25 protein-coding genes are annotated in these 26,976 nt (G+C 27.8%); 1 reads left to right on the plus strand and 24 read right to left on the minus strand.

All coding sequences use genetic code 11. The features are described from left to right. Nucleotides 1–105 precede the first annotated feature (105 nt). Entirely contained in the window at nt 106–1,854 is a 1,749-nt protein-coding gene (locus JNUCC81_RS16230) for a glycoside hydrolase family 36 protein (RefSeq protein ID WP_454094417.1), read from the plus strand. A 128-nt stretch (nt 1,855–1,982) separates the two neighbouring features. On the opposite strand, the gene dltC is transcribed toward JNUCC81_RS16230, so the two are convergent. The 24 genes from dltC to JNUCC81_RS16350 all read right to left on the minus strand — a co-directional run bounded on the left by dltC (nt 1,983) and on the right by JNUCC81_RS16350 (nt 26,957). Next, entirely contained in the window at nt 1,983–2,213 is a 231-nt protein-coding gene (gene dltC, locus JNUCC81_RS16235; protein WP_042276428.1) for a D-alanine--poly(phosphoribitol) ligase subunit DltC, read from the minus strand. A gap of 12 nt (nt 2,214–2,225) precedes the next feature. After that, nucleotides 2,226–3,377 (minus strand): D-alanyl-lipoteichoic acid biosynthesis protein DltB, encoded by a 1,152-nt coding sequence (gene dltB / locus JNUCC81_RS16240; protein ID WP_454094418.1) that lies wholly within the window; start codon nt 3,375–3,377, stop codon nt 2,226–2,228. Then, nucleotides 3,377–4,891: a D-alanine--poly(phosphoribitol) ligase subunit DltA gene (gene dltA, locus JNUCC81_RS16245; protein ID WP_454094419.1), complete on the minus strand. Its 1,515-nt coding sequence runs from the start codon at nt 4,889–4,891 to the stop codon at nt 3,377–3,379. Before dltA ends, dltB begins: the two co-directional genes overlap by 1 nt. Nucleotides 4,892–5,016: 125 nt before the next feature. Then, nucleotides 5,017–6,204, minus strand: coding sequence for a D-alanyl-lipoteichoic acid biosynthesis protein DltD (gene dltD / locus JNUCC81_RS16250; protein WP_454094420.1), 1,188 nt, complete (start codon nt 6,202–6,204; stop codon nt 5,017–5,019). 546 nt (nt 6,205–6,750) lie between these two features. Then, complete coding sequence (locus JNUCC81_RS16255; protein ID WP_454094421.1) at nt 6,751–7,215, minus strand: TIGR03943 family putative permease subunit; 465 nt, start codon at nt 7,213–7,215, stop codon at nt 6,751–6,753. A gap of 3 nt (nt 7,216–7,218) precedes the next feature. Then, nucleotides 7,219–8,046, minus strand: coding sequence for a metal ABC transporter permease (locus JNUCC81_RS16260; RefSeq protein ID WP_454094422.1), 828 nt, complete (start codon nt 8,044–8,046; stop codon nt 7,219–7,221). Further along, a complete protein-coding gene (locus JNUCC81_RS16265) occupies nt 8,039–8,749 on the minus strand; it encodes a metal ABC transporter ATP-binding protein (RefSeq protein WP_454094423.1) in 711 nt (236 codons plus the stop codon). Before JNUCC81_RS16265 ends, JNUCC81_RS16260 begins: the two co-directional genes overlap by 8 nt. Before the next feature lie 2 nt (nt 8,750–8,751). Further along, nucleotides 8,752–9,774 (minus strand): metal ABC transporter substrate-binding protein, encoded by a 1,023-nt coding sequence (locus JNUCC81_RS16270; protein WP_454094424.1) that lies wholly within the window; start codon nt 9,772–9,774, stop codon nt 8,752–8,754. 6 nt (nt 9,775–9,780) lie between these two features. Further along, nucleotides 9,781–10,203, minus strand: coding sequence for a Fur family transcriptional regulator (locus tag JNUCC81_RS16275; protein ID WP_454094425.1), 423 nt, complete (start codon nt 10,201–10,203; stop codon nt 9,781–9,783). Nucleotides 10,204–10,546: 343 nt separating this feature from the next. Next, nucleotides 10,547–11,710, minus strand: a complete 1,164-nt coding sequence (locus tag JNUCC81_RS16280) for a DHHW family protein (RefSeq protein ID WP_454094426.1) — start codon at nt 11,708–11,710, stop codon at nt 10,547–10,549. A gap of 21 nt (nt 11,711–11,731) precedes the next feature. Further along, a complete protein-coding gene (locus JNUCC81_RS16285) occupies nt 11,732–13,000 on the minus strand; it encodes an MBOAT family O-acyltransferase (RefSeq protein ID WP_454094427.1) in 1,269 nt (422 codons plus the stop codon). A 150-nt stretch (nt 13,001–13,150) separates the two neighbouring features. After that, on the minus strand, nt 13,151–13,624 hold the full coding sequence (locus JNUCC81_RS16290; protein ID WP_454094428.1) for a DUF4358 domain-containing protein: 474 nt from the start codon (nt 13,622–13,624) through the stop codon (nt 13,151–13,153). 18 nt (nt 13,625–13,642) lie between these two features. Further along, a complete protein-coding gene (locus tag JNUCC81_RS16295) occupies nt 13,643–14,443 on the minus strand; it encodes a GDSL-type esterase/lipase family protein (protein WP_454094429.1) in 801 nt (266 codons plus the stop codon). A gap of 398 nt (nt 14,444–14,841) precedes the next feature. Beyond that, nucleotides 14,842–15,480, minus strand: coding sequence for a nitroreductase family protein (locus JNUCC81_RS16300; protein ID WP_454094430.1), 639 nt, complete (start codon nt 15,478–15,480; stop codon nt 14,842–14,844). A 297-nt stretch (nt 15,481–15,777) separates the two neighbouring features. Further along, complete coding sequence (locus JNUCC81_RS16305) at nt 15,778–17,514, minus strand: methyl-accepting chemotaxis protein (RefSeq protein WP_454094431.1); 1,737 nt, start codon at nt 17,512–17,514, stop codon at nt 15,778–15,780. Nucleotides 17,515–17,748: 234 nt separating this feature from the next. Further along, complete coding sequence (locus JNUCC81_RS16310; protein ID WP_454094432.1) at nt 17,749–18,639, minus strand: flagellar motor switch protein FliM; 891 nt, start codon at nt 18,637–18,639, stop codon at nt 17,749–17,751. A gap of 273 nt (nt 18,640–18,912) precedes the next feature. After that, nucleotides 18,913–19,224 carry a response regulator gene (locus tag JNUCC81_RS16315; RefSeq protein ID WP_454094433.1) on the minus strand — a complete coding sequence of 104 codons (312 nt, stop codon included), beginning with the start codon at nt 19,222–19,224 and terminating at the stop codon, nt 18,913–18,915. Nucleotides 19,225–19,289: 65 nt separating this feature from the next. Continuing rightward, nucleotides 19,290–20,099 carry a CheR family methyltransferase gene (locus JNUCC81_RS16320; RefSeq protein ID WP_454094434.1) on the minus strand — a complete coding sequence of 270 codons (810 nt, stop codon included), beginning with the start codon at nt 20,097–20,099 and terminating at the stop codon, nt 19,290–19,292. Further along, a complete protein-coding gene (locus JNUCC81_RS16325; RefSeq protein WP_208333987.1) occupies nt 20,083–20,565 on the minus strand; it encodes a chemotaxis protein CheW in 483 nt (160 codons plus the stop codon). Before JNUCC81_RS16325 ends, JNUCC81_RS16320 begins: the two co-directional genes overlap by 17 nt. An 18-nt stretch (nt 20,566–20,583) precedes the next feature. Beyond that, on the minus strand, nt 20,584–21,054 hold the full coding sequence (locus JNUCC81_RS16330) for a chemotaxis protein CheD (protein WP_353654945.1): 471 nt from the start codon (nt 21,052–21,054) through the stop codon (nt 20,584–20,586). Between the two features lie 26 nt (nt 21,055–21,080). After that, nucleotides 21,081–21,695 carry a chemotaxis protein CheC gene (locus JNUCC81_RS16335; protein WP_454094435.1) on the minus strand — a complete coding sequence of 205 codons (615 nt, stop codon included), beginning with the start codon at nt 21,693–21,695 and terminating at the stop codon, nt 21,081–21,083. Nucleotides 21,696–21,712: 17 nt separating this feature from the next. Continuing rightward, nucleotides 21,713–22,798 (minus strand): protein-glutamate methylesterase/protein-glutamine glutaminase, encoded by a 1,086-nt coding sequence (locus JNUCC81_RS16340; protein ID WP_454094436.1) that lies wholly within the window; start codon nt 22,796–22,798, stop codon nt 21,713–21,715. A gap of 118 nt (nt 22,799–22,916) precedes the next feature. Continuing rightward, nucleotides 22,917–25,079: a chemotaxis protein CheW gene (locus tag JNUCC81_RS16345; RefSeq protein WP_454094437.1), complete on the minus strand. Its 2,163-nt coding sequence runs from the start codon at nt 25,077–25,079 to the stop codon at nt 22,917–22,919. Between the two features lie 138 nt (nt 25,080–25,217). After that, nucleotides 25,218–26,957, minus strand: a complete 1,740-nt coding sequence (locus tag JNUCC81_RS16350) for a methyl-accepting chemotaxis protein (protein ID WP_454094438.1) — start codon at nt 26,955–26,957, stop codon at nt 25,218–25,220. Nucleotides 26,958–26,976 lie beyond the last annotated feature (19 nt).

The following is a 26,976-nucleotide window of genomic DNA, read 5'->3' on the forward strand; positions in this document are numbered from 1 at the left end:
TACATTTAAAATAATCAAAAAAACACATTTAAATCCCCCTCATATTGTATTACTATAAATTACAAAGTTAGATTTATAGTAATACAATATGAGGGGGATATTTATATGAATAAATATAATTTAAAAATATTGGGAGATACATCAAATATTGATATTGAGAAATTATATAGAGTTGATGATGGTATAGAATATATAACAATTAATCTAAAAAGTGAAAATAAAAAAGTTTTTTCTAAACTTACACTAACACTATCAGTACCTGCTATTGATATCCATTATAAATGGAATCCTAAAATCCATATGTTAAAAGCATTAAATCTTGATTGGTTTAATAACCTTCATACGTGTAATGGATTTACAGGTGCTCCAGTTGAAACATTAATGACATATAACAATGAAAATAGATTTACACTAGCATTATCTGATACATTAAATACTATAGATTTTAAGTCTATTATTTGTGAAGAGGATGCAGAATATGAGTACCAATTAACACTATTTGATAATTGTAATATTTCAAGAGATTCTTACTCATTAACATTAAGAATTGATTCAAATAAAATTCCTTACTACGAAGCTCTTAGTAAAGTAACCAAATGGTGGGAAACTTTAGATAACAATAGGCCAGCATCAGTCCCATATCTTGCAAAAAAAGCAATGTATTCTTCTTGGTATAGCTTCCACCAACTACTTGATGAGAAGAAAATACTAAATCAATGCATACTTTCTAAAGAACTTGGTTGTGAATCTATAATTATAGATGACGGTTGGCAGACAAATGATAATAATCGTGGCTATGCTTACTGTGGTGATTGGAATGTAGCAACATCTAAAATAAAAGATATGAAAAAATTTATTGACAATGTTCATAACGAAGATATGAACATATTATTCTGGTACAGTGTTCCTTTTGTAGGTAAAAAATCAAGTGTATTTAATAGATTTAAAGATATGCTTATAGATCCTGAAAATGAAAGAGAGTGGCATGTTTTTGACCCTAGATTCCCTGAAGTTCGAGAATATATTATAGGTATTTACGAAAACGCTTTAAAAGAATGGGATTTAGATGGATTTAAGTTAGATTTCGTTGATGAATTTGTTGTTACTCCATTTAGTGGCAATCCAAATGATCAAAGACGTGATTATGAATCTATTGCTGATGCTTCAGATAGATTATTAAAGGACTGTATAAGTAGGCTAAAAATATTAAAGCCAGATATTATGCTTGAGTTTAGACAAACATACAATGGTCCAATGATGAGAACTTACGGAAATATATTTAGAGCTGTTGACTGTCCTTTAGATGATTTAGAAAACCGCATTAGAATCTGTGATATAAGACTACTTGCTGGAGATTCTGCTGTTCATTCAGATATGATAATGTGGAATATTAAAGATACTTTAGAAAGTGCTGCATTACAGTTTATAAATATATTATTTAGTGTACCTCAAATTTCAATGCTAATAGATGAGCTTCCCAAAAATCAGTATAATATGCTTAAGTTCTACTGTGATTTTTGGAATAAATATAGAGATGCATTCATAAATGGTAAATTTATGCCACTAAATCCTCATTGTAGATATAACGTACTGACTGGTTATAATGCTGATACTTTTGTATGTACTTACCACAGTAATGAAGTAATAAATATAGATAAAATATACAATAATATGGTATTTGTAAACGGAACTTATAGCTCAATGTTGCACTTGAATATTAATACAGATCCTATCAATAAGCATCTAATTGTATATAATTGTGAAGGAAATATTATATATGACGAAAATATCATTTTACATAATGGATATAATATGTTTAAAATTCCTCCTTGTGGTATTGCTGAATTTAAATAAGCCCATTTTACTAATTTAAGTTTAATATAAATAAAAAGATATTATCATAAATTTATGATAATATCTTTTTTAATTTAAATAAGCTTAATTACTTATAAAATTACTTGTGTTCACTTAGTAATTTTATATTATTTTCTTGTTTCTAAAAACTTAACTAAGTTATTTACAGTTGCCATATCGCTTCTTTCTAAATCCGTTGGTTGAAGCTCTATACCTAATCTTCCTTCAATTTCTAATAATACTTCTATTATAGCTAATGAATCTAATAGCTCTTCTTCAAATAAGTTTAAATCTTGATTATTTTCTAAATCATCATATCCTAATACTTCTTCAAATATTTCTATAACTACTTGTCTCATTTTTATTCCTCCTTATTTAGCAAAGTATCCTGAGAAAATCAGTAACCCAAAACATGCAATATTAAAAGTTATTACAATTTGCACAATTTCAAACCATTTCTCTTTCTTATGCTTTTTATAAAATTTAGATTTCTTTTGATATATATCTGTTAGTATCAGTACTACCCCTTGATATACACCATATAAAATGTAATACCATGTTAAACCATGCCAAAATCCCATAGTTATCATTGTTATCATTTGAGCAACATGTGCCGCTGTAGCTCTCTTTTTAAATCTTTTCTTTCTCATAGAAGATATTACAAATCTTGAGAAAATATAATCTCCAAACCATCTTGAAAGACTTATATGCCATCTAGTCCAAAATTCTTTCATATCCTTACTTATAAATGGTTTGTTAAAGTTGTCCGGTGTTTTGATCCCTAGTATATAACTTGTTCCTACTGCAAATAAGCTATATCCTGCAAAATCAAAGAATAAATATAAACTATATGCGTACATATAATTTATTGAATTAACAAAATTAATTTCTGATGGAATCTTTGACATCCAATAAGTATTTATTAAAAATGCTATAACAAATTTATATCCAACTCCCATTAAGATTTTACCAAATCCAGGAACTAAATAGTCATTTATATACTCTTCCTTCGGTATACTTTTTTCTAAGTCAGATTCAAATCTTCTTGACCTATCAATTGGACCTGAACTTAATGTTGGGAAGAATATTATAAAGTATAATGTTTTTAGTAAATTAACTTCCTTTATTGCCCCATCATAAATTTCGATTATCATTTGTATCGTTCTAAAGTTTAAATATGATATTCCTATAAAACCAATCACTCCAAATGATGTATGTGATGAAAGTTTATTTATTATTATAGGAAGCATTGAACTGAATAAAAATACCCAGTAAACATATTTATTTTTAGTCTTTTGTCTTATATAAAAATATCCTTTTATTAGACATATTTCAAATATCATAAACATTGTGAAATATAAAAGACTAACGTCTCTTCCTACGATTATAAATATCATGAATATACTTGCTATTATTCCATAATATTTTATGTTTTTACCTAGTAAACCTAATACTACTGCTGGTATTAATGTTAATAATAATATATAAAGGTAGAAGTAATCTCCGTATTGTGAAAAAGTCATTATAACTCAGCCATTAATTTCTTTCTATCTATTTTCCCATTTGTATTCATAGGGAACTCATCTATAACAGTTACATTTCTAGGTATCATATATTGTGGTAGATATTTTGATAGTTCTTTCTTTATTAATGTACCATTTTTTATGTTACTTAATTCATTCTTTTCTTTTAACTGAACTATACCTTTTAAATACGCTATTTTATCATTTTTGTATATAGGAATTACTATTGCATTTTTTATATTATCAACTTTTCTTAGGTTATTTTCTATATCTTCTATTTCTATTCTATATCCATTTAACTTAACTTGGAAATCAACTCTTCCAGAATAATAGATTCTGCCTTCATTCATATAACCAATATCTCCAGTTTTATAAGCTCTATGCTTTACATTGTTTATTTCATCAACATAAAATACTTCATCTGTTTTTTCTTTATTATTAAAGTAACCTTTTGAAACTGATGGACCTATTATTATAATCTCACCCTTTTCTCCGTCTTTAACTTCTATCCCATCTTCATCAACTATTTTAATTCTACAATTATCCATAGGATATCCTACTGGTAAACTTACTTCATCTTCAATATGTTCTAAAGTTATATCATTTACACTTACACCAACTGTTGCTTCTGTTGGTCCATATCCATTTATAACTCTTATTTTTGGGAATCTTTCTATAAGCTCTTTAGCAACATTTTTAGGTAAAACTTCACCTATAAATATCATTGATTCAAGATTTGGCATCATCTCTTGATTAAAGCTTGCATCAGATAAACAAACACCTGCAAATGATGGTGTTGATACCCATACTGACATATTCGATTTGTTTAGCTCATTAAATAATAATTTATAGTCTGCCAATACCTTCTTAGATATTGAAAATAATGTTGCTCCATTTACTAAACCAGGGTATATACTTGTAACTGATAAGTCAAATGAATATGCAGCTTGATTCATCATAACTTTTTCGCTTCCATCTACTTTTAGACAAGGACTCATCCAGTCTACAAAGCTATCTAAATTATAAGAACTTATTTGTACACCTTTTGGTTTACCTGTACTTCCTGATGTAAATAATATATATGCATTTTCATCTTCTTTTACCCAATTTTCACTAGATATTGATTGATCTTTATATTCTTTTATTAAGTCTTTAAGTTTTTCTTCATTTATTACTATAACGTCTTCAAATTCAACATCTTCACCAAAGTTAAATAAAACTTTTGGCTTAACTTCTTCAATTACAGCTTTTGCTCTTTCTATTGGAAAACTTGTATCAATAGGAACATATGCTCTACCAGATTTTAAAGCACCTATCATACAAGGCATCATCATATTTTCCTTATTTCCATATACTACAGCAGGTATATTTTCATCACCATGTATAGATTTTAAATATACGGCAATAGCTTCTGAATACTCATTTAAATCTCTATATGAAAGTTTTTCACCTTCACAGATTATTGCAATTCTATCAGTACTAGCATATTTTTTTATACTTTCAATAATTTTCATAGGTATATCTCCTTAATTAAAATTCATTATATACAAATGGTATTTGTTTAAATGGTGTAAATATCAATATTAATATTGCTATTATTATAATTAGAGTGAAACAAATACTCTTTATTAGATCTTTATTACTGATCAAACTTTTCATATAACTTTTCACTAACATCTACCCATCCTTTCGTTCCAAGATGCATTACATCTCTTAAATAATATTTTTCTGTTTCTTTATCTCTTAAATCCATAACTTCAAATCCATAACTTTTAGATATAGATATTATTTTGTCGTAAAGTTCATGTCTTTCTTCTTTTGATATACCTGTTAAATTGTAGTATTTATCCATAGAAGGTAACATCACTATTACAGGTTTTATTCCTAATTCTTTACATATTTTTAATTTAAGCTCATAATCTTTAATTTCCCTAGATTCTAGTAAATTAACATCATTATATCTACCTTTAACTTTGTCTAGCCCATCTTTAAAATACTTTTTGTAGTAACCTTTATCAATATTAAGGTCATTATTTCCTACTCTTTTTTTAGCATCTTCTATTGCTTTAGCTTTTTCTTTTTCCCAATCAATGGTTCCTTTTGGTGTGTGTTTTTTAGCATCATTTAACGATACTAATTCTTTATAAAGTAGACCCTTTTCTTTAAGTCTTACGAAATATTTTCTTAGCTCAAGATATGGCTTTAATAAAAACTTCTCAGTTTTTGAAATAAAATCATTTGAATTGTATAATTTTGCATAAACATATTCTGCTTTATATTCAGCAGATCCTTTTAAAAGTTCTTCACTTCTAGCAATTAGTTTACTTTTACTTTCTTTAGATATTTTGGGATTATCTAAGAAATTATAAAATTGTGATGGAGAAAATCTAAATTGATAGTGCCCTTCAGTTACTCCTTCTTTATCCATAAACCATTGCATCGATATTAGTAAAGCTACTTTTTTATCTTTAATATCTGGGTCTAAACTCCCTAATATTGTTGCATCTTGCAAACTTTGAGTGTATGCCCTTCCTATAGTTGCTACACCACGTTTACTTCTATTGGTGTTGAAATAGTATGTCGGGTGTTGTTTTGTTGAATGACCTAACTCAGAAGAACCTAATATAAGAGCATCTTCTCTCTCTAAAAAATAATTATTTGCTATGCTTCCTTTATCTTTTATATCACTTAACGAATCATTCATAATCGTAGTTAAATCTTTATTTTTTAATAAATCTTTTATCTTTAAATCAAAAAAATTATTTATCCCTAATACAAATATCATACCTAATATAAGTGGCATAACTACGTAACCTATTTTTTTCATTCTCAGCTCCTAATAATTATTTAAATACTCTATTTTACAATGTTTAATATTAAACATTGTTTTTTAATCACTTATATAATATTGCACATTTATTTTACTTAATCAATAGTTTTCATCGTTTTGTTATTTTTTGTTACTTTTTGCGTTACCTTTAAAATGTTTTTATTTTAAATTGTATTACAATTAAAATAGTTTACATAATCATTTTTTCTTCCCTAAAGTTTATATTTCAGTCCAAAAAAAACGCATTTCAGTCCACTTTCGATATTTTTATAAATTAAATATGCTAAAATATATCGATGAATCTTTTCCCCTAAATTTACTACCCCTAAGTAAATTTAGTTAAGTAAATAACATTCGTATTTTACAAAATATGTTCTTATGAATTTTATTTATTTAGTTAGTAAATCCGAAATAAATAGGTAATGATATATATAATACATATTAGCTTATCAATATTTATTTCAGACATACCCAAATAAAAAGGTATTAGCTTTATAGCTAATACCTTTTTAAATTATAGTTCTAAATCCTAAGAGTGTAAATCTATTGACTTACAAATTCAGCCCCTCTTTCAGTTTTAACATTTAGTGTACCTAAACGAATTCTAACGCTTTTTCCAGACTCATCTTCGTATTCTTCTATTTTACCAATTACTTCTATCCAATCATTCGGCTTAGGCATTTTTTTATCTCCTATAAATTCAATGCATGCTATTCCATCATTTCCACAGCATCCTGGAGATCGTCTAGAAACATAGTTAATGGTTCTTCCATCCATTTCAAGTGGATCATAAAACCCTTCTATTTTAATAGTTCTTCCAATATAGTCATTTGGGTTAGTAAAAACATCATCAAGTTGCGCTATAAACATTTTTTCTTTGATTTCTATTACCATATCATCATTTGTAGCAACTACTTCTTTTTGACTATTTACTTTTACTTCAGAATTTGAACATCCAGTAAGCAATAATAAAAATAATAATATTAACAAACGCTTTATTATTTTCATCTTTTAACTCCTTTTACTACATTTTATCTTCTCAAATATTGTAGCTAGTACAAAAATAATTATGTTTACTATTACAATACTAGCTCCAGTAGGTGTTGATAGTTTATATGATATAACCATACCTATGCAAAATGATAATATTGATACCGCCCCTGAACTAATAACTACTGTTTTAAAGCTCTTAAATATTTTCATTGATATTATCGCTGGAAAAATAATTAAACTTGATATAAGCATAGCTCCCATCATCCTCATCCCAAGAACGATAGTTATAGCAGTTAGAATTGATATCATCATATTATAAAAAGATACATTTATGCCTGTTGATTGTGCAAAATTTTCATCAAAAGTAATTGAGAATATTTTATTATAATAAATTGTAAATAAAAATAATACTACTATAGATAAAATTACACTTAAATACACATCATCTTTACTCATTGCTAGAATACTTCCAAACATATAGTTACATACATCTGTATTCATTCCAGTTGTCAACGCTATTGATATTACACCTATAGCTAATGAACTAGACGATATAATTGCTATAGCAGAATCACCTTTTATTTTACTAGTTTCTTTAATTCTAAGTAATAAGAAGGCTACTATAACAACGACTGGTATTGATAGCTTTAATGGTGCAACACCTAAAGCTACTGCTATAGATATTGCTCCAAAAGAAACATGAGATAATCCTTCACCAATCATTGAATATTTTTTTAAAACTAGACTTACACCTAATAAAGAGCAGCATAGTGACACTAAAATCCCCACTATCATAGCTCTTAAAACAAATGGATAAGATACCATCTCTGAAACTACATTAATCATTACTTCCACCACCTAAAAATCTCTTTCCAACTTCACTTTGTTTATAGTCTTTTACATCACCAAAAAACAACAATTCATTGCTCATATGTAATATTTTATTAGCGTAGTTTAGAGATGTTTTTATATCATGAGATACCATAATAATAGAAAGTTCATATTCTTTATTTAAATTATCTATCATATTATACATATCTAGTGTAGATTTTTGATCTAATCCAGTTATAGGTTCATCCATTATGATTAACTTATCTGTAGCACATAAAGCTCTTGCAATAAGAACCCTCTGTTGTTGCCCTCCTGATAATTCACTATAACATCTATTTTTCAAATTTAATATTTTTAATTTTCTCATGCTTTCACAAGCTAATACTTTATTTTCTTTGCTATAAAACGGAAATATGCTACTTCTTTTTATACATCCAGATAATACAACTTCATAGACTGTGGCTGGAAAATTTCTTTGAATATCACTTTGCTGAGGAATATATCCAATAGTTGTTTTTTTTAATTCTTCACTTATGAAAATATTTCCTTTATATGGCTTTATTAACCCTAATATACCTTTTACCAACGTACTTTTCCCAGAACCATTTTCACCAATTATACATAAGTAATCACCTTTTGAAACTTTAAAACTAACATTTTTTACTACAACATTATTTTCATATGAAAAACTTATATTCTTACATTCTACTAAGTTCATATTTATTCTAAGCCTTCCTTTAGGTTAGTAATGTTGTTATTCATTATATCTATATATGTAATGCCTTTATTAAATTCTTCCTTTGTAACATTGTGCGCGGAATGTAGTAATAGTACTTTAGCTCCTGTTTCTTCACTAATTGTTTTAGCTATTTTTTTATTGCTCATTTCAATATGATAAATGGCAGGTATCTTATTTTCTTTTACTTTGTTTATTAAATATGTAACTGTTTCAATGCTAGGTTCTGTTTGTGTGCTACACCCATTAAAAGCTGCTCTATATGTTAATCCATAATCATCTACAAGATACCTAAATGGAAACTTATCTCCAAAAACAAGCATTTTTCTTTTAGCTTTAGATACAGTATCTGTAAGTGACTTATCTAATTTTTCAAGTTCCTTTATGTACTTCTCATAATTAGTGTTGTAATCTTTTGAATTAACATTATTTACTTTAACTAAAGTATCTTTAATACCTTCTACCATCCTTATTGCATTTTTAGGAGAAGTCCAAATATGTTCGTCATATTCTTCCTCATCTTCATGATCTTGATTATTATTTTCACCTTTTTGTTCTAACGCTTCCTTTTCATGATCATGTTCATCCTCAGGTTCCATGCCTTCTACTTCCTCTTCTTTTACAGCCTTAACATAATCCATCATCTTAATAGTATTTACTTTTTTTGTATCTATAGAATCTATTACTTTATCAATCCATGCCTCTGCTTCACCACCATTGTAGATAAATACATCTGCATTTTGAATTGTTATGATATCTTCAGGAGTAGGCTCAAAAGAGTGACTATCTTGACCTGGCGATAAAAGTAATTTAACATCTCCCTTATCCCCAGCTATTTGTTTAGCAAAATCATATTGAGGGAATAAAGTTGTAACTATATTTAATTTATCTTTTTTTAAAATTGTCTTATTTTTATAATCTTCCTTATTTTTTGTATTCGTGCACCCTGTTAATATAGAAGATATCATTAAAATTGTAGACAATACAATAACAGTAATTTTCTTCATTTTATACTACCTTTCTGACTTGCCTCTACAATTATTACAAATACCGTAGAAGACAGTCTTTGCATTATTAATTATAAAGTTATGTTCTTTTAAGATATGATTATTTACATCTTCTAAATAAGAACATTCTAGATGTATTAACTCTTTGCATTCTGTACATTTCATATGAAAATGCTGATGGCAATCTTCATGATCTCCTATGTATTGATAACATGACCCTGCACCTTCCTCAATGTAATACTTTCTTAGTAAATCATCATTCGTTAATTTTTCCATGTATCTATATACTGTCGTTCTTCCTACCTTATTACCTTGCTCCTCTAAGTATTTAAATACGTCATCTATTGTTACATGTCTATCTTTATTTTCTTTTAAATAATCTAAGATTATCTCTCTTTGCTTTGTTTTGTATTCGGTTTTCTTATTCATGAATAATACCTCCTAAATTAATATTATTAATATTTATTTTATTTGTCAATATGAAATTGAAATTAGATTTCATTTTCTTTTTCTATAAAATATTATATTATTCTTACTTTTTATTTACATATAAATTAATCTGTTATTATATTGTCTATTTTTGAATTATTTACTTATAAATTCGTTTAATCTAATTATACCTGTAATATCTATATTTAATAAACTTCTATTAACAGTTTTAAGCTTTATTTTTAATATTGTATTTTATGTATATTATAATTATCTATTTTTATCTAACTTATATTTTAATAAAATAAAAAGTACCATAGATATATCTATAGTACTTATACTATTATTTATTATTTAAAACTAACTCTAAAGATGTATCAAAGAAAAACGTGTTTGCATTATATAAAAAGAGAATGTCTGTTGTCTTTTCCTCTTCAATTAATTTATCAATATCATCATAGTAGTATCTTGGGTCTACAACTACTATTTCCTTAAAATGAGGTGTTAAAAATGGTATAAAGTTATTTGCATATGAATCTTTGAATATAAGAAGCCTTCTATCTTCTTTAGATGTTGTTTTTATTTTAGTTAGAGGATGATTTCCTCCTAAAAATACTGAGTACTTATCTTTTACACTTAATTTTGAGCTATCATAAAAAGATGCAGACTTTTTTTGTTCCTCTACATAGTTAACTACATATTCATCATTTTTATTTTCAGGTATATAAACATCTATGTAATCCGATTCCTTTACTTTATATCCACTTTTAGAAGATAAAGTTCCAAAAAAACTATCTGATACCTTTTTTACATCATACTTAATTTTTTCTATATTAAGATTCATGCTATTCGCTGCTTCTAAAAAGGTATAATAAGACCCTAAAGTCGTCCAATGATGGTCTGTCTTATAGTAAATATACTCTTTATTATGGTCTTTTAATGCCTTGTATGCATCTATAAAATTCACATTTTTACTTAATTTATCTTTGAAATCATCAATATATTTTTTTTGACTTACAGTAGGTGCAAATATAGGAAGATTATTCTCTAATATTTCTATTGCATTGGGCGCTATTATAAAATGTTGTTTTATATTTTTATGTTTATCTGAGAATTTATTTATAGTATCCAAATTAGATTTTATAATCTTTGAATTTGGCTCTTTAAATTCTTCAATTAAATAATTATATTTACTTAAATAAACACCATTGGATTTATTTTTTCCTAACATTTTATCAAAGCTTGTTTTGACTTCTATCCATAAATCTCTATTTATAAATTGATCTACTTTATACTTTTCATATTTTTTTGCAAACTTTCCTTCTACTAACCTTTCAAGTGTAAACTTAGGCTTTTTAGCTAATATTCTATTTTCAGAATCAGAAAAATTTATATCTTTTTTTAGTATATTAAAAGCTACTATAACAATGAGCAATATTATAAATATAAAGCTCATTATTATATAGTATATCTTAGTATTTTTATTTTCATATATTTTTTTATTCATAATAATCCTCCTTTAATGTCCTTAAAATCTAAAGTATAAGAAAGGATTGTACGTCTCATTTACTAAATAAGATATAGATAATATCATTACTGATATATTAACAAATATAGCTATTGATAAGCCTACAACTTTTCCTTTTTTTATTATTATTTTAAATATTTTACTTACTATAGGTGTTGAACACAGTAATAGCACTACAAATAATATTAAGTTAGTATATAAATAGTATAAACCTGTCGAGTCTACTAGATTATTTCCAGATAATCCAAACATAACACTTATATAATCTAAAGCATAACTTAAAGTTTCACTTCCAAAGAAAACCCAACCTATCATAATTAAAACCATCGTGTAAATATGTCTTAGTGGTTTTGGTATTCTTTTTAGCAATTTATTTAATATAGTTTTTTCTATAAATAATATAGTTCCATAATAAAGCCCCCAAACTATAAAGTTCCAACTAGCACCATGCCATAACCCTGTAAGTAGCCAAACTACAAATATATTTCTTATACTTTTTAATTTACTTACTCTATTTCCTCCTAAAGGTATATATATATATTCCTTAAACCATGATCCTAGCGATATATGCCATCTTCTCCAAAATTCAGATACACTAGTTGATATATAAGGATAATTAAAGTTTTCTATAAAATCAAATCCAAACATTTTTCCAAGACCTATGGCCATATCTGAATAACCACTAAAATCAAAATATATCTGGAATGTATAAGCTATTATACCTATCCAAGATGTTAACACAGATATATTATCTATATTTGAAGATTGGATAGTTGTCCATACCATACCTATGTTATTAGCTAATAAAACTTTTTTACATATCCCCCTTAAAAATCTATCTACGCCTAAACCGAACTTAGGAATAGATTCTTCTCTATAATTAAGCTGTCTATCTATATCTTGATATCTTACAATTGGACCTGCTACTAGCTGAGGAAACATAGTTACATATAATCCAAGTGAGATTAAACTTTTCTGAACTTTTACTTTTCCTAAATATACATCTACTATATAAGATAATGTTTGAAATGTATAAAATGATATTCCTACAGGAAGTGGTAACTGCTTATATACTATATTTAAGCCAAATAACATATTTATATTTTCAATTAAAAATCCATAGTATTTAAAGAATCCTAAAATAAATATATTTACTAATACTGTAAATATCAATATATTTTTACAGCTAACATTTCTTTTGTTGCTGTCTATAACTCTACCCATTATAAAGTTAAATATTGTTGTAAATATCATTAATAAAACATACACAGGTTCCCCCCATGCATAAAACACTAAGCTTATTAATAATAATATTAAATTTCTCATATTTTTGGGAGTAATATAATATAATAATAAGCTTATCGGTAAAAAAGTGAATACAAAAATAATACTGCTAAAAACCATAACTGCTCACATTCCTTATTTATTTTTTATACTTTTGATAAATTCTTCTTTAATTTCTTCAGCTTTATTTGATACTACGAAAAAAACATATTTATCTTCTATCTTTATTTCATAATTATCTAATAACCCAACCTGGTCTACACCATATCCATTAAAATTCTCTATCTGCCTGTTTACTCTAGATTCTATGCTTTCTTCTATAAAATCTACCTTTTCCAAGTCTTTTGCCTTTAAGACTAACATTTCATCTACATCCATATTAGACTTAGGAGTATATAAAACAAAATCTTCCAAATCATCTGGATTTATTCCATAAAATCTTCTAAGTGTTTTTTGATTGCCTTTTTCCATGCTTTCAGTATCAATATTTTTAATTAAATTAGATTCAATATCATTTATAGACACATTTATTTCACTTGAACACCCCATCGTAAATATTGATACATTTATAACCATAATTGCTAACATTTTTTTTATATGTATTTTCATTTCTTTATCCTCATTAACTTATAAATTTGATTTATCTAAAAGAACTCTTAGCCATAATGGATAGAAACCTATTTTCATATGCACTCCATCTTTTTCAAATAGATTTGGATTTTTAACTACTATATCTTTACTCTCTATAAAAGTTAGCCCTAGTCTATTACACATATCTTTAAGGGCATTATTAAATTCATCTAATTTATAATAGAACTTATCCTCATCTATAACTTTTTGTTGTACGGGTAAAATTGAGCATATATATATTTTACTTTTAGGTAATTTTGACTTTAAATCTTGTATTAGTTTTTCATAAGATAAGATAAATTTATTAGCATCTCCTCTAAAGTATGGTATGTCATTCATTCCATAGGCCATAAATATATTAGATGGGTATAAATTGACAGCTAAATTTACATCTTTTTTAGCAGTTGATGTATTTCTTCCTTTATATGCTACTACAGAGGATTTATTTAATATGTTATATTCTATTAAAGATTCTGATATTGAATCTCCCATTATTACAGAATTCTCAAATATCTGTTTTAAATCTTTATCCTTTATATCTTTTTTCTTATTCACATTATCTTTTTTCTTATTCATATCATCTATTTTCTTTTCAACTTCTATAACATCTTTAAATTCAAGTTTTTTGATTAACTCTACACCACTTGATATGATCTTAGAATTCTCAATTGCGCTATTAAAACTGTCTTTAGCTTGAGAAGTTATATATCTACTACTTACTAAACCCACAAAAACTAAACCTACTAATATAAGAGTAGATTTTATTATCTTATCACGTATTTTTCTTCTAATTTTCATGCCTAAACCCTAGCCTTATATTCTGTTTATAATATATTTTTATCGATTATTTTGTATATTTGAATATCAATCTTATCTTTAGCAACTACTCCGTAATTATACTCACCTCCAAATTTTTATAATCTCTTAAAATCATTAGATAAAATTTTCATGACACTCCGTATTTCGACAAAAATCTTTTTAATTCTATTGTTAACTTCACTATATCATAAATTTTTAATATAAAAATTTACACTGTTGTAATCACTGTTTACAATTTTGTAATCATAATTTACACTGTTATTACAACTTTTTTAGTATAATATTTTTTATATTTTTATATGAATTTTTATTAATTTTATTTAAATATAAAAAGACACCTACAATATTATTTTGTAGATGCCTTATATATTTAAATATTAATCTATAAACGTTACAACCTCTTCTAATGGTTTACGAGGTGGTTGATTTGGAGTATTGTCTTCTGCTACTCCTAAAGAAATCATAGACATTAGTTCGTATCCTTCTTTATTAAATCCTATAAGCTTCTCTATCTCAGTTTTAGCATGTGTGGGACCTGTCATGTAACAAGTTCCATAACCCATTTCAGTTGCAGCTAATAAAATATTTTCTACTGCAGCACCTATACCTTGAGCTGCTGACTGAGGTGATACTAATACATCAAGAATTTCTTGAGGTGCATTATTTTCTTTTAATATCTTATATTCTATCATTTTATATTCACTTGAATATGCTAATATTACTACTGGAGCATATCTAAAACATGTATAGTATTTTATAACACTCATATGCTTTTTAAAGTCTTTTTCATTTTTTGCAAGTTGTCCTATATTTTCATGGCTTTTAGCTACTATATCTGCCATTTCATTTATTATATCTTTATTTTGTAATACAACAAAATGCCAATTTTGCTGATGTTTTGGAGATGGTGCATATGTCCCAGCCTTTAATAATTCAACTATATCTTCTTTTGGAACTGGTGTATTTTTAAACTGTCTTACACTCTTACGATTGTATATAAAATCTAAATTTGCCATTATGTATTTCTCCTCTTATATAATTAGTTTTATGTCAAACTAATTATATACCTATAATAGTTTCATGTCAAACCTTTTTGTTAAATATTAATTTTTCATAATATAATTATATAAATACTAAAAATAGATACATTAGTTATTTTAATTACAATTAAATACCTGTCTTTCTCGTAAATGCTATTCAAATAGATTTCTTAAAATTTTACAAAAAAGTATTACCAATTACTATGATAATACTTTTTTGTACTTTATATTAATTTATTTTTCATTTTTAAATAATAAATTTTGCTATATTTATTAATATTCATTCATTGAAAAATAATCTTTTTCATCATTATTGAAATTTATATTTTTTCTAGATTTATTTGAATCCTTTAATTCAAAGTTTTCAATAAGTGATTTTAGCATTTGCGCTTGTCCACTTAGTTCTTCACTAGCAGCAGCACTTTCTTCTGATGTTGCAGAGTTAGTTTGTACTACTTCTGAAATTTGCTCTACTCCTAATGTAACTTGAGTTATTGCGCTTGCCTCTTCTTCAGATGCTTTAGCTATATCATCAACTAATACAGTAGTTCTGCTAGTTGTATTTATTATCTTTTGAAGTGACTCAGCTGTACTATCTACAATATTAGTTCCTTTTTCAACTGCCTCTATTGAATTTTCGATAAGCGTTGCTGTATTTTTAGCAGCCTCTGCTGACTTAGCAGCAAGATTTCTTACCTCATCAGCAACAACAGCAAATCCTTTACCTGCATCCCCAGCTCTAGCTGCTTCTACAGCGGCATTTAATGCTAATATATTTGTTTGGAACGCTATATCATCTATTGTTTTTATAATTCTTCCTATTTCGTTAGAAGTAAATGAAATCTCTTCCATTGCTTTAACCATTTGTTTCATTTGTTCATTTCCATCTTTAACTTGACGGGCTGAGCTTACTGTTAAAGAATTAGCTTTTCTAGCGTTATCTGCAGTATCTTTAATTTTGTCAGATATTTCTATAATAGTTGCAGATAATTCTTGGATTGCACTTGCTTGTTCAGTAGAACCTTGTGATAACATTTGTGATCCACTTGCCACTTGTTCTGATGCAGCTTCAACTTCTTCCGCAGCTACATTTATTTGTGACATCGTTTCGCTTAAATCATTAGTTATTTTATTTATCGATTTTTCGATTTCTTTAAATACTCCTATAAATTCTACTTCAGGTTCAATATCGAAATTACCTGATGCAACTTCTCCTAAGCCACGAACTGTATCATTTATAATTTCTTTAGTTGTGTTACTCATCTTACGCATACTATTTGCTAAAGATCCTAGTTCATCTTTTGATTCATAGCTGATATCAATATCATAATCTCCAACAGCCATTTGATCTGCAGCTTCTTCTATTTCCTGTATTGGATTTCTTATGCTATTAGTAATATATAGACATATAACTCCTCCTACAACTATATTAACTATACTAATAGATATAGAAATAAAGGTAGATTTTTTAGTTGCGTCTTCTACACCTTTATTAAATTCAATTCCTTCAGCTTCTGCCTCTTTATTAAGAGCTATTGAAGTATCTCTAAGCTCATCATATATATTCCAATAAGGTGTATTCTCAGCTGTAACCTCTTTCACCGTCTTATAATCTCCTTTTAACATAAGATCATAAATCTTATTGTACTCCTGTTTTATTTTATCTACAGAATTTTTAAGATTATCTACCATTTTGTTATCTCCGCTAAAAGACTCTCTAATAGATTTAATTCTTTTTTCAATACTATCAAAGTTACCCATAATTTCATCTCTATATTTTGAAGGATTTTCCCTGATAATTGAATTAGCCATTCCTCTTCCTATAGCAACTACATCTCTACGAACTCCCATAGTTTCAGTTGTTGCATCATAAGGCCCATTAAATAATTGATTAGTCAAACGTTCTGATTTTCTTAAACTTGATATTGTATAAAAATTTGCAAATGTTGCAAGCATTAATAAAACAATAAAAGATATACTTAACTTTCTACTTATTTTTAAGTTTTTCATACTGTCCTCCATGTAATTTGATTGTTATAGCTTTACTACTTTAAGTAGTTTATTTTCTTACTATACGGATAGTTATGTATTTTCTTTATATTTGTATAAAATATTCTTTTCGTTATAATTTTATTTAACTCTTTAATTCTAGAAAAAATCCAAATTTTAGACAAAAATTTCTATAAAAATATAAATAAAAAACACACTGATAAAATCATCAATGTGTTTTTCATTTATATTAATCTATGCTTCCTTTTTCGTGTCACCAGTTATAACAACAGCCTTTTTATCTTTAATAAGACCAGGCTTGCATTTAAATGATTTTGAACCTCCTACAAAAAGGTCTATTTCTTCACTCATTTTACTATCTAAGGTTATAACATCTCCTAATTTTAGCTTTAGAAGGTCGTTTACTCTTACGTCTGCATTTCCTAGGCATGCAACTAACTCAGTTTTTACACCATCAATTTTTTTATATATTGCACTTGTAAATTCAAAATCATATTCTTTGTCCTTACCTATAAAAAGTCTTTTTGGCTCTAATTGATCTACTACAGGCTCTAAACAACTATATGGATTACAAAAACTCATTTTACCTATTTCTTCATTGCCATCCATCATTTTCATATGAGAAATAATAACCGATTCACTTATTGGATATTTTCCACTAGATCCCGCGTTAGTATAAACATTAGAAACTTCTCTAGATTCACATCCTTCAAAGATATGCATTTTTGTTAAAAATTCATTTCCTATATATGATATTAATTCTCTATCAACTTCAGTAAGTTCTCTTTTACTATTATCAACTATTCCATCCCCACCAAGTATTAAATCTATAAATGAAAGTGCAACACTTTTATCTAATTGATATATAAGACCTTTTACTAATGGTTGTATTGCATGTTCAATAATTACAGACTCATTTGATATCATGTTAATAAATTCTTCATAGTTTGTTTGTTCTATTCTTTCTAATTTACATACTATATTTGGTCTTCTTAATTCATAAGCTACGAATAGATTTATGCTCTTACAAAATTCATCTGATATTACAGATAAAAATCTCATATTGTCTGTAGAATATCTTTGTGGTTTTTTAAAGTTATATATACTTACATCCTGGTTCATCATATTCTATCATATCTCCTCTCTAGATCTTCTCTTCCTTTATATTCATAATTATTTCTTGTTTATGTTCAAGTGGCGTTTAAGTGGCTTATAACAAGCACACATCAAATCCACTATTAACTTCTAAATTAGAAACTAATAGGGGGTTTGATGTATCATATAGATATCTTGCTACAATTTGGTTAGTATCATAAAAGTAAGATGCATAAACATCTTACTTTTATGATACTAAGCCTTTATATATAATCTAAACTCAATTACCTATTATAAAATAAATTACAGTTTAGATAAAGCGGATACAATGATCTCTTCTTTAAAAGGCTTTACAATAAATCCTTTTGCTCCGTAGATAATTGCTTCTTTCATTCTCGCTTCTTGTCCTAATGCTGATACCATGACAATTGATGCACCTGGATCAATCTTTTTGATCTCTCTTAGCGCTTCTAGTCCATCCATTTCTGGCATAGTTATGTCCATTGTTACTATATCTGGTTGTAATTCTTGATATTTTTCAATTGCCATTAAACCATTTTCTGCTTCTCCAACTATTTCAAATTCATAATTTTGAAGCATATTGCGAATAGACATACGCATAAATGCTGCATCATCAACTATTAATACTCTTTTCATAATATTTCCTCCATTTTCATCAATTATAATTTTTTCCTATATACTGATGGTTTTACACGTTCAAAATCTGTTTTTAAATTAGATAAATTCTCTGACATCCCAATTATTAAATATCCTCCTGGCTTAAGAGCTTCATACAGTTTTTTACATAATGCCTGCTTTGTAGGATTATCAAAATAAATCATAACATTTCTACAAAAAATAACATCGTATTTACGCTTATCCCAACCTATGTAGTTATTTAAATTAAAATATTTGAATTCAACTAAATCTTTAACATTTTTAGTAATTGCATAATTTTTATCATTTACCTTTTGAAAGAAATTTTTCACCCATAATTCTGGTAATTTAGATATTTTATCTTCAGAATAAATACCTGCTTTTGCTTGCTTCAATACATTATTAGAAATATCTGATGCTGTTATAGACACTCTTAATTTTGAGCTTTTCCCCAAGATAGACGATACTAACATGGCAATACAATATGGTTCTTCTCCCGTAGATGAAGCTGCAGACCAAATTTTTATTCCTCCAATTGGTGGTTTTTTTAAATTAGGCAATAATACTTCCTCTTTTAAGAACTCAAAATGTTGCTCCTCACGCATAAAATATGTAAAATTCGTTGTTAGTTTTTCTACTAAAGCTGATACTTGCTCTCCTGTTTTATCTTGCATCAAACTATCTACATAACTTTTAAAATCAGGAAATCCTAAACGCTTTACCATCAATACTAGTCGTGTTTCAATTAACGTTCTTTTTTTTTCCAAATTTATCCCATAATTATTATACATAAAGTTTTTTAATCGTACAAAGTCTTTATTCGTTAATTCCATCGTTTATATCCTCTACAATTTGTACTAATGAGTCACAGTCTAGTATTAACTGGATTTCATCATTTATTTCACTAACGCCTTTTATGAAGTTTTGCTTAGATTCATCTTTATCTGAATTCATTTTCATACTTTGATTAGGTGAAATATGAATAACTTCATTTACAGCATCAACTATTAATCCGATTTGATCCATGTTATTTTCAATTATAATAATACAAGTTCTCTCATTATATTCAATTGGATCCATATCAAATCTCATCCTAGCATCCATTACAGGGATAATTGTACTTCTTAAATTTATAATCCCTTTCATATACTTAGGAAGGAATGGAACTTTCGTTATGGGTAACATTTCAATAATTTCTATAATATATTTTGATGATAATGCATATTTTTGATTATTTATAACAAATACCATATACAAATCATCTATTTTATTGTCTATTATCTCATCATTTGCATTCATAAATAATACACCATCCTTTTAAATGACTTTTTCATTTTTTCCAACGCTTTTGATACGTAACTTACTTGTAACAGTATCAAAAACAATAGTTCTTCCACAAGAACCTAGTACATCTTCAGAAACAATAGGAATATTTAGCTTAGCTAATGTTTCTTTACATGCCTTTACATTTTTTTCGCCAATAGTAAATATACTATTAGGTGTATTTTTAAAACTAAACATATGTGCACCACCAGCTAGCTTTGCTCTCATAAATCTAGGGTTTGCACCAACTTTTTTCATTTCTTCATGTAATAAAGTAATACCCGTATCTGCATACTTTGCCTTGTTTACTATGCTTTTGTCATGTCTCGAGTCAGAAAGCAAAATATGAACTAATCCAGCGATTTTATTTATTTCATCGTAAACTACCACGCCACAGCAAGATCCAAGTCCAATGGTCTTAATTTGATTAGGTGCCTTTACAATATTAAAGTCCGCTATACCCACTATTATATTTTCCATTAGCTAGTCTCCTAATCAACAAAGCCTAATGAAGATAACAGTTTTTTACATGATTCAACTTTAGGAATAAAATAATATTTTCCATCAATTTTGTGGTCTGTAGTGAAAAAGTCTGTTTCAATACATAAAATTGTGTCAGCTACTGGACCATATAATGAAATAGGTAAATTCATAATTGCCATAACCATATCTACACTAAAGTAAGGAATTGATGGATTTATACTTAAACCTGTCATATCTGATATTGCAGTTAAATATGTTCCACAAAGTATATTACAAACTTCACCTATTGAATTTAATTCTTCGCAAACTGAGTTGTAATCATTTCTATCACATGTAATTTCATTTCCAGTAATTTTTGATAATAAATTCAGTGCTGAATCAATTTTCATAATAACCATAATAAAACCTTCCATATCTCCTGAAAGTTGTAAAACAGTTCCTACAACTAACTCTTCTGGAGAGCTATAACTATTAGTTATATCTGAAAAATTAACCATATCACTTTTAGGAAGACCTATATCAACTAGCTCATTTAACATCATAGCTAATGAATTTGATGCATTACCTGAACCTATATTACTAATTTCACGAAATACATTCAATTTATCACATTCAAATTTCATACATACCTACTTTCTATCTAATCTTTAGATTTTACTGTTGATTGTCTTCTCTTTAGCTGATTTAATATTACATTTGGAATCATTTCTAAAGAGCTTTCTTTTTCAACTGCTCCAAGGTTCTTCGCAGCCATTGGCATTCCATAAACGACACAAGAATGTTTATTTTGACCAATGGTATATCCGTGAGCTTCCTTTATATCAAGTAATCCTTTAGCTCCGTCAGAACCCATTCCAGTTAAAATAACACCTATAACATTTTCTTTTGCTACTTTTGCTACAGATTGAAATAAATAATCTACTGAAGGACAATGACCACTAATCTTTTCTCCTTCTTTGATTTCTAATACATATTTATTATTTTTCTTTGCAATACCCATCTGTAATCCACCAGGGGCAATGTATGCATGTCCACTTAACACTTCTTGTCCATCTTTTCCTTCTAATACATTTATCACACATTCTTTGTTTAAGCGCTCTGCGTACCTTTTAGTGAATACTGGTGGCATATGTTGAGTAATTACAATTGGTGGTAATCCTAAAGGTAATTGACTTATTACTTTAGCAACAGCTTCTACACCACCCATAGATGCTCCTATTGCAATAATATCTTTATCATTTCTTCTTCTTATATTTTCACTGTTAAATGTACTCTTTCTTTGTACCGAGTTATTAACTTGAGAAGAATTCATTTTTGAATATTTCTTTTTATCCAATTTAGCAACTGAAGCTTCTTTAATTTTTGATGCCAAATCGTTAGAAAATTCGTTCATAGTACTCGAACTTGGCTTTTCAACGAAGCCAACAGCACCAGCACTTATGGCTTCAAAACATCTTCCATCAGCTCCACTAATAACAATTGTAGGAATAGGACACTGATTCATTATAATTTTTAAGAATTCAATTCCGTTCATACCCGGCATTTCTATATCAAGTGTTAATACATCCGGTCTAAACTCTATTATCTTATCCCTAGCATCATATGGGTCTTTAGCTGTTGCCACAACTTCCAACTCTGGGTGTTCTTGAAGATACTTTGATACAATTCGTCGAAACATGCTAGAATCATCGATTACCAACACTTTTATATTTTTATTATCTTCCATAGACTATTTCTCCTTTTTAATGCTTGTGCTATATTACTACACAGTTTCCCCATAATTTTTAAGCAATTTTGGCAGCTTCGTCTATAGTAATTATGTCGATTTTATTAACTAGTGCCATTTACCTATTTATAATGGCATTTACATCAAATATTAAACTAATAGAACCATCTTCTAAAATAGAACAACCTGACATATAAGATTGAACTTTTTCAAACTGTGTTATTAATGTAGGTATTGGCTTAATTACAACTTGTTGTTGTCCTATAATACTATCTACAATCATACATACATTTCCCATTTCAGATTCAACTAAAATCATAATACCTTCATCAGATTTAGTTTCATTTATTTCTAATATATTTGATAATCTGCGTATTTCATAACAATTCCCTCTAATGATACTATGTTCTTCTCCATTTGGATTTTGAACAATTTCATAAGCACCTTGTCTAAATACTTCTTTTATATTAAGTGATGGAATAATATATATTTCATCATCTATTTTTACTTTCATACCGTCTACAATAGCAAGTGTTAATGGAATACGAAGTACAATCATAGTACCTTTTCCTTTTTCACTATCTATACTAATAGAACCTCTTAACTTACGTATGTTTGTATAAACAACGTCCATACCTACACCACGTCCAGAGTACTCACTTACAGCGCTCTTTGTTGAAAATCCTGGTGCTAATATAAAGTTATAAGCCTCTTTATCGCTGATTTCTTCAATACTTTTACTTGTAATTCCTTTTTCAATTGCCTTTTTAACAATAGTCTCTTTATCCAATCCTCGACCATCATCTTTAATAATAATTACAACATCTCCACCAGTATTTTTTGCTTCTAATGTAACAGTTGCTTTTTCTGGTTTTGTAGTTTTTTTACGTTCTTCAGGTGTCTCGATACCATGGTCCATACTATTTCTTATCATATGCATTAAAGGATCTGAAATATTTTCTAAAATATTTTTGTCTACCTCAGTTTGCTCACCAATTAATTTAAGTTCTACTGATTTACCAGTCTTTTTACTCATATCTCTTACAACTCTTTGCATTTTAGTAAATGTAGAAGATATCGGAACCATACGAATAGACATAACCACATCTTGTAATTCGTTTGTTAATTGATGCAATCTTCTTGCTTGTTTTTCAAAGCTATCTGGATCAAAGTTTTCTAATTGCGATTGTTTTTCTACCATAGATTCAGTAGTTACAATTTCTCCAACTAAATTCATAAGTGTATCAACCTTATTAATATTTACAGTTAAATAACTATTTTTATTATGTACATGTTGTTGATTACCTTCTTCTTTAGTCTCTTTTTTTAATGCCTTATTAACGATTTCTACTTCTTCATTTTTCTTAGTTGGTACTTCTTGTTGTACAACTTCTTGTTTAGGTGCTTCTTGTTGTACAATCTCTTCTTTGACATTTTGCTCTAATACTTCATTAATAACTTCTACTTCTTTATCTACAGAATCTTGACTATCATTTGATACCTCTACATTAGAAACATCTTGTTGCTGAGTTTCTTCTACAACTTCAGTGATTTCAAAACTTTTTAAAAACATAGTCTCTTCAACAGCCTTTTTAATTACAGACTTTTCTTCCGTTGTTTTTATATATACAGTAAAGCCATCTTTAACTATAATATCATCACAGTCCATCATTAAATCTTCAGGTATAGTTTTTGAAATAGCACATAAATTTTGAATATTAGTAACTACACCAAGCGCTCTAATACCTTCCATACCACATCCGCTTTCGAATAAAACTTTTATACAAAGTTGTTTTTCGCCGGCTATTTGTGTATCTGAATTATTCTCAGTATCTTTAGGTAATTCTATTTCTAGTTCTTTACTTTCATCATTATCTTCATCGTCATTATGTAATAAATGTGAAGCTCTTTCATGTAATTCATCGATACTTGCCTCTGGAAGCAATCCATCTTGTACATTTAACATTTCTTCTTTTAGAAAATCAATAATTGCTAATACAACGTCAATGACTTCTTCCCACTTACTGCTAGAAAGTTCAAGCCCACTACGTATTTCATCAAAAACATCTTCTATACTATGAGTAAGCTTTGTTAAACTATCATATCCCATCATGGCCGAAGAGCCTTTAATCGTATGCATTGCACGAAAGATTTCTTCAATTGCTTCTTTTCCTAATCCACCAGTATCTAACTGGTCTACAAGTAAAATTTCTTCTAATTGCTCTAATAACTGCATATTTTCGTGTACATAAAATTCAGTTAAAGAATCTACTCCGCTCATATCTTTTCTCCTTTTATTAATTAAATATAATAGATTGCTATTTATTTTATATTTAAATTGAATTCTCAAAAATGGAAGCATAAAGGCTTCCATTTTTTAAATTTATAAATTATAACGTACTGTTACGTATCATTAATATTAATTCATAGCAAAATAATCAGTTTCATCACTATTGAAATTTATATTTTTTCTTGAATTATTTATATCTTTTAACTCAAAATTCTCAATAAGTGATTTTAACATTTGTGCTTGTCCACTTAGTTCTTCACTAGCAGCAGCACTTTCTTCTGATGTTGCAGAATTAGTTTGCACTACCTCTGAAATTTGCTCTACTCCTAATGTAACTTGAGTAATTGCACTAGCCTCTTCTTCAGATGTTTTTGCTATTTCATCAACTAATACAGTAGTTCTACTAGTTGTATTTATTATCTTTTGAAGTGACTCAGCTGTGTTATCCACAATCTTAGTTCCTTTATCAACTGCTTCTATTGAGTTTTCAATTAATGTAGCTGTATTTTTAGCAGCCTCTGCTGATTTAGCAGCAAGGTTTCTTACCTCATCAGCGACAACAGCAAATCCTTTACCAGCAGAACCAGCTCTAGCTGCTTCTACAGCGGCATTTAATGCTAATATATTTGTTTGGAATGCTATATCATCTATTGTTTTTATAATTCTTCCTATTTCATTAGAAGTAAATGAAATCTCTTCCATTGCTTTAACCATTTGTTTCATTTGCTCATTTCCATCTTTAACTTGACGAGCTGAACTTACTGTTAAAGAATTAGCTTTTCTAGCATTATCCGCAGTATCTTTGATTTTGTCAGATATTTCTATAATAGTTGCAGATAATTCTTGAATTGCACTTGCTTGTTCAGTAGCTCCTTGTGATAACATTTGTGATCCACCAGCTACTTGATCGGATGCCGCTCCTACTTCTTCTGCAGCTACATTTATTTGTGACATTGTTTCACTTAAATCATTCGTTATTTTATTTATTGATTGCTCAACATCTTTAAATACACCTATATATTCTACTTCAGGTTCAGCGTTGAAGTTACCTGATGCAACTTCACTTAAAACGTTAACTGTATCATTTATAATTTCCTTAGTTTTGTTGCTCATTTCACGCATACTATTTGATAAAGATCCTAATTCATCCCTTGATTCATAGTCAATGTTAATATCAAAGTCACCTTCAGCCATTTTATTTGCAGCTTTTTCTATTTCTTTAATTGGATCTCCTAAACTTTTTGTTATAGATATGCTTACAACAACTGCTACTATAATACTAATTAATACAATTGCGCTAGAAATAAAAAATGCTATTTTTACAGTAGATTGTACTTGTTTATCAAATTCAACGCCTTTGACCTCTGCATCTTCATAAAGATTAAGTGCATCTTTTGCGCATTTATTATAAACTTGTACAAGCTGCCCCTCTGCTTTAGTTTCTATTTCTTTTGCTTCTTCTTTATATCCTTCACCTTCTATAACTGCATAAATTCTTTCAAATTCTTTTCTTAATTCAGATACTGAATCTTCAAGAGGCTTAATTAACTTCTCCTCAGTTCTAGAAGACTCACGAATTACTTTTATACTTTTCTCAACATTTTCAAATGCATTTAAAATTACTACCTTATTATCTTTTGCAACATGATCTGCATAGATTGAATTACTAATATTATTTCCAATAGAACTTACATATGAACGAATAGCCATTGATTCTTTTGTTACTTCATAAGGGCCTTTAAATAAATCATGGCTTAAGTTTCCTGCTTTTTTCAAGTTAAATAGCGTATAAAAGCTTGCAAATGATGTTATCATCATCAAAATCAAAAAAGATAATCCTAATTTTTTACCAATTTTTAAGTTTCTCACACTTATTCCTCCCAAATAC

It is taken from the genome of Faecalimicrobium sp. JNUCC 81 (assembly GCF_053667625.1).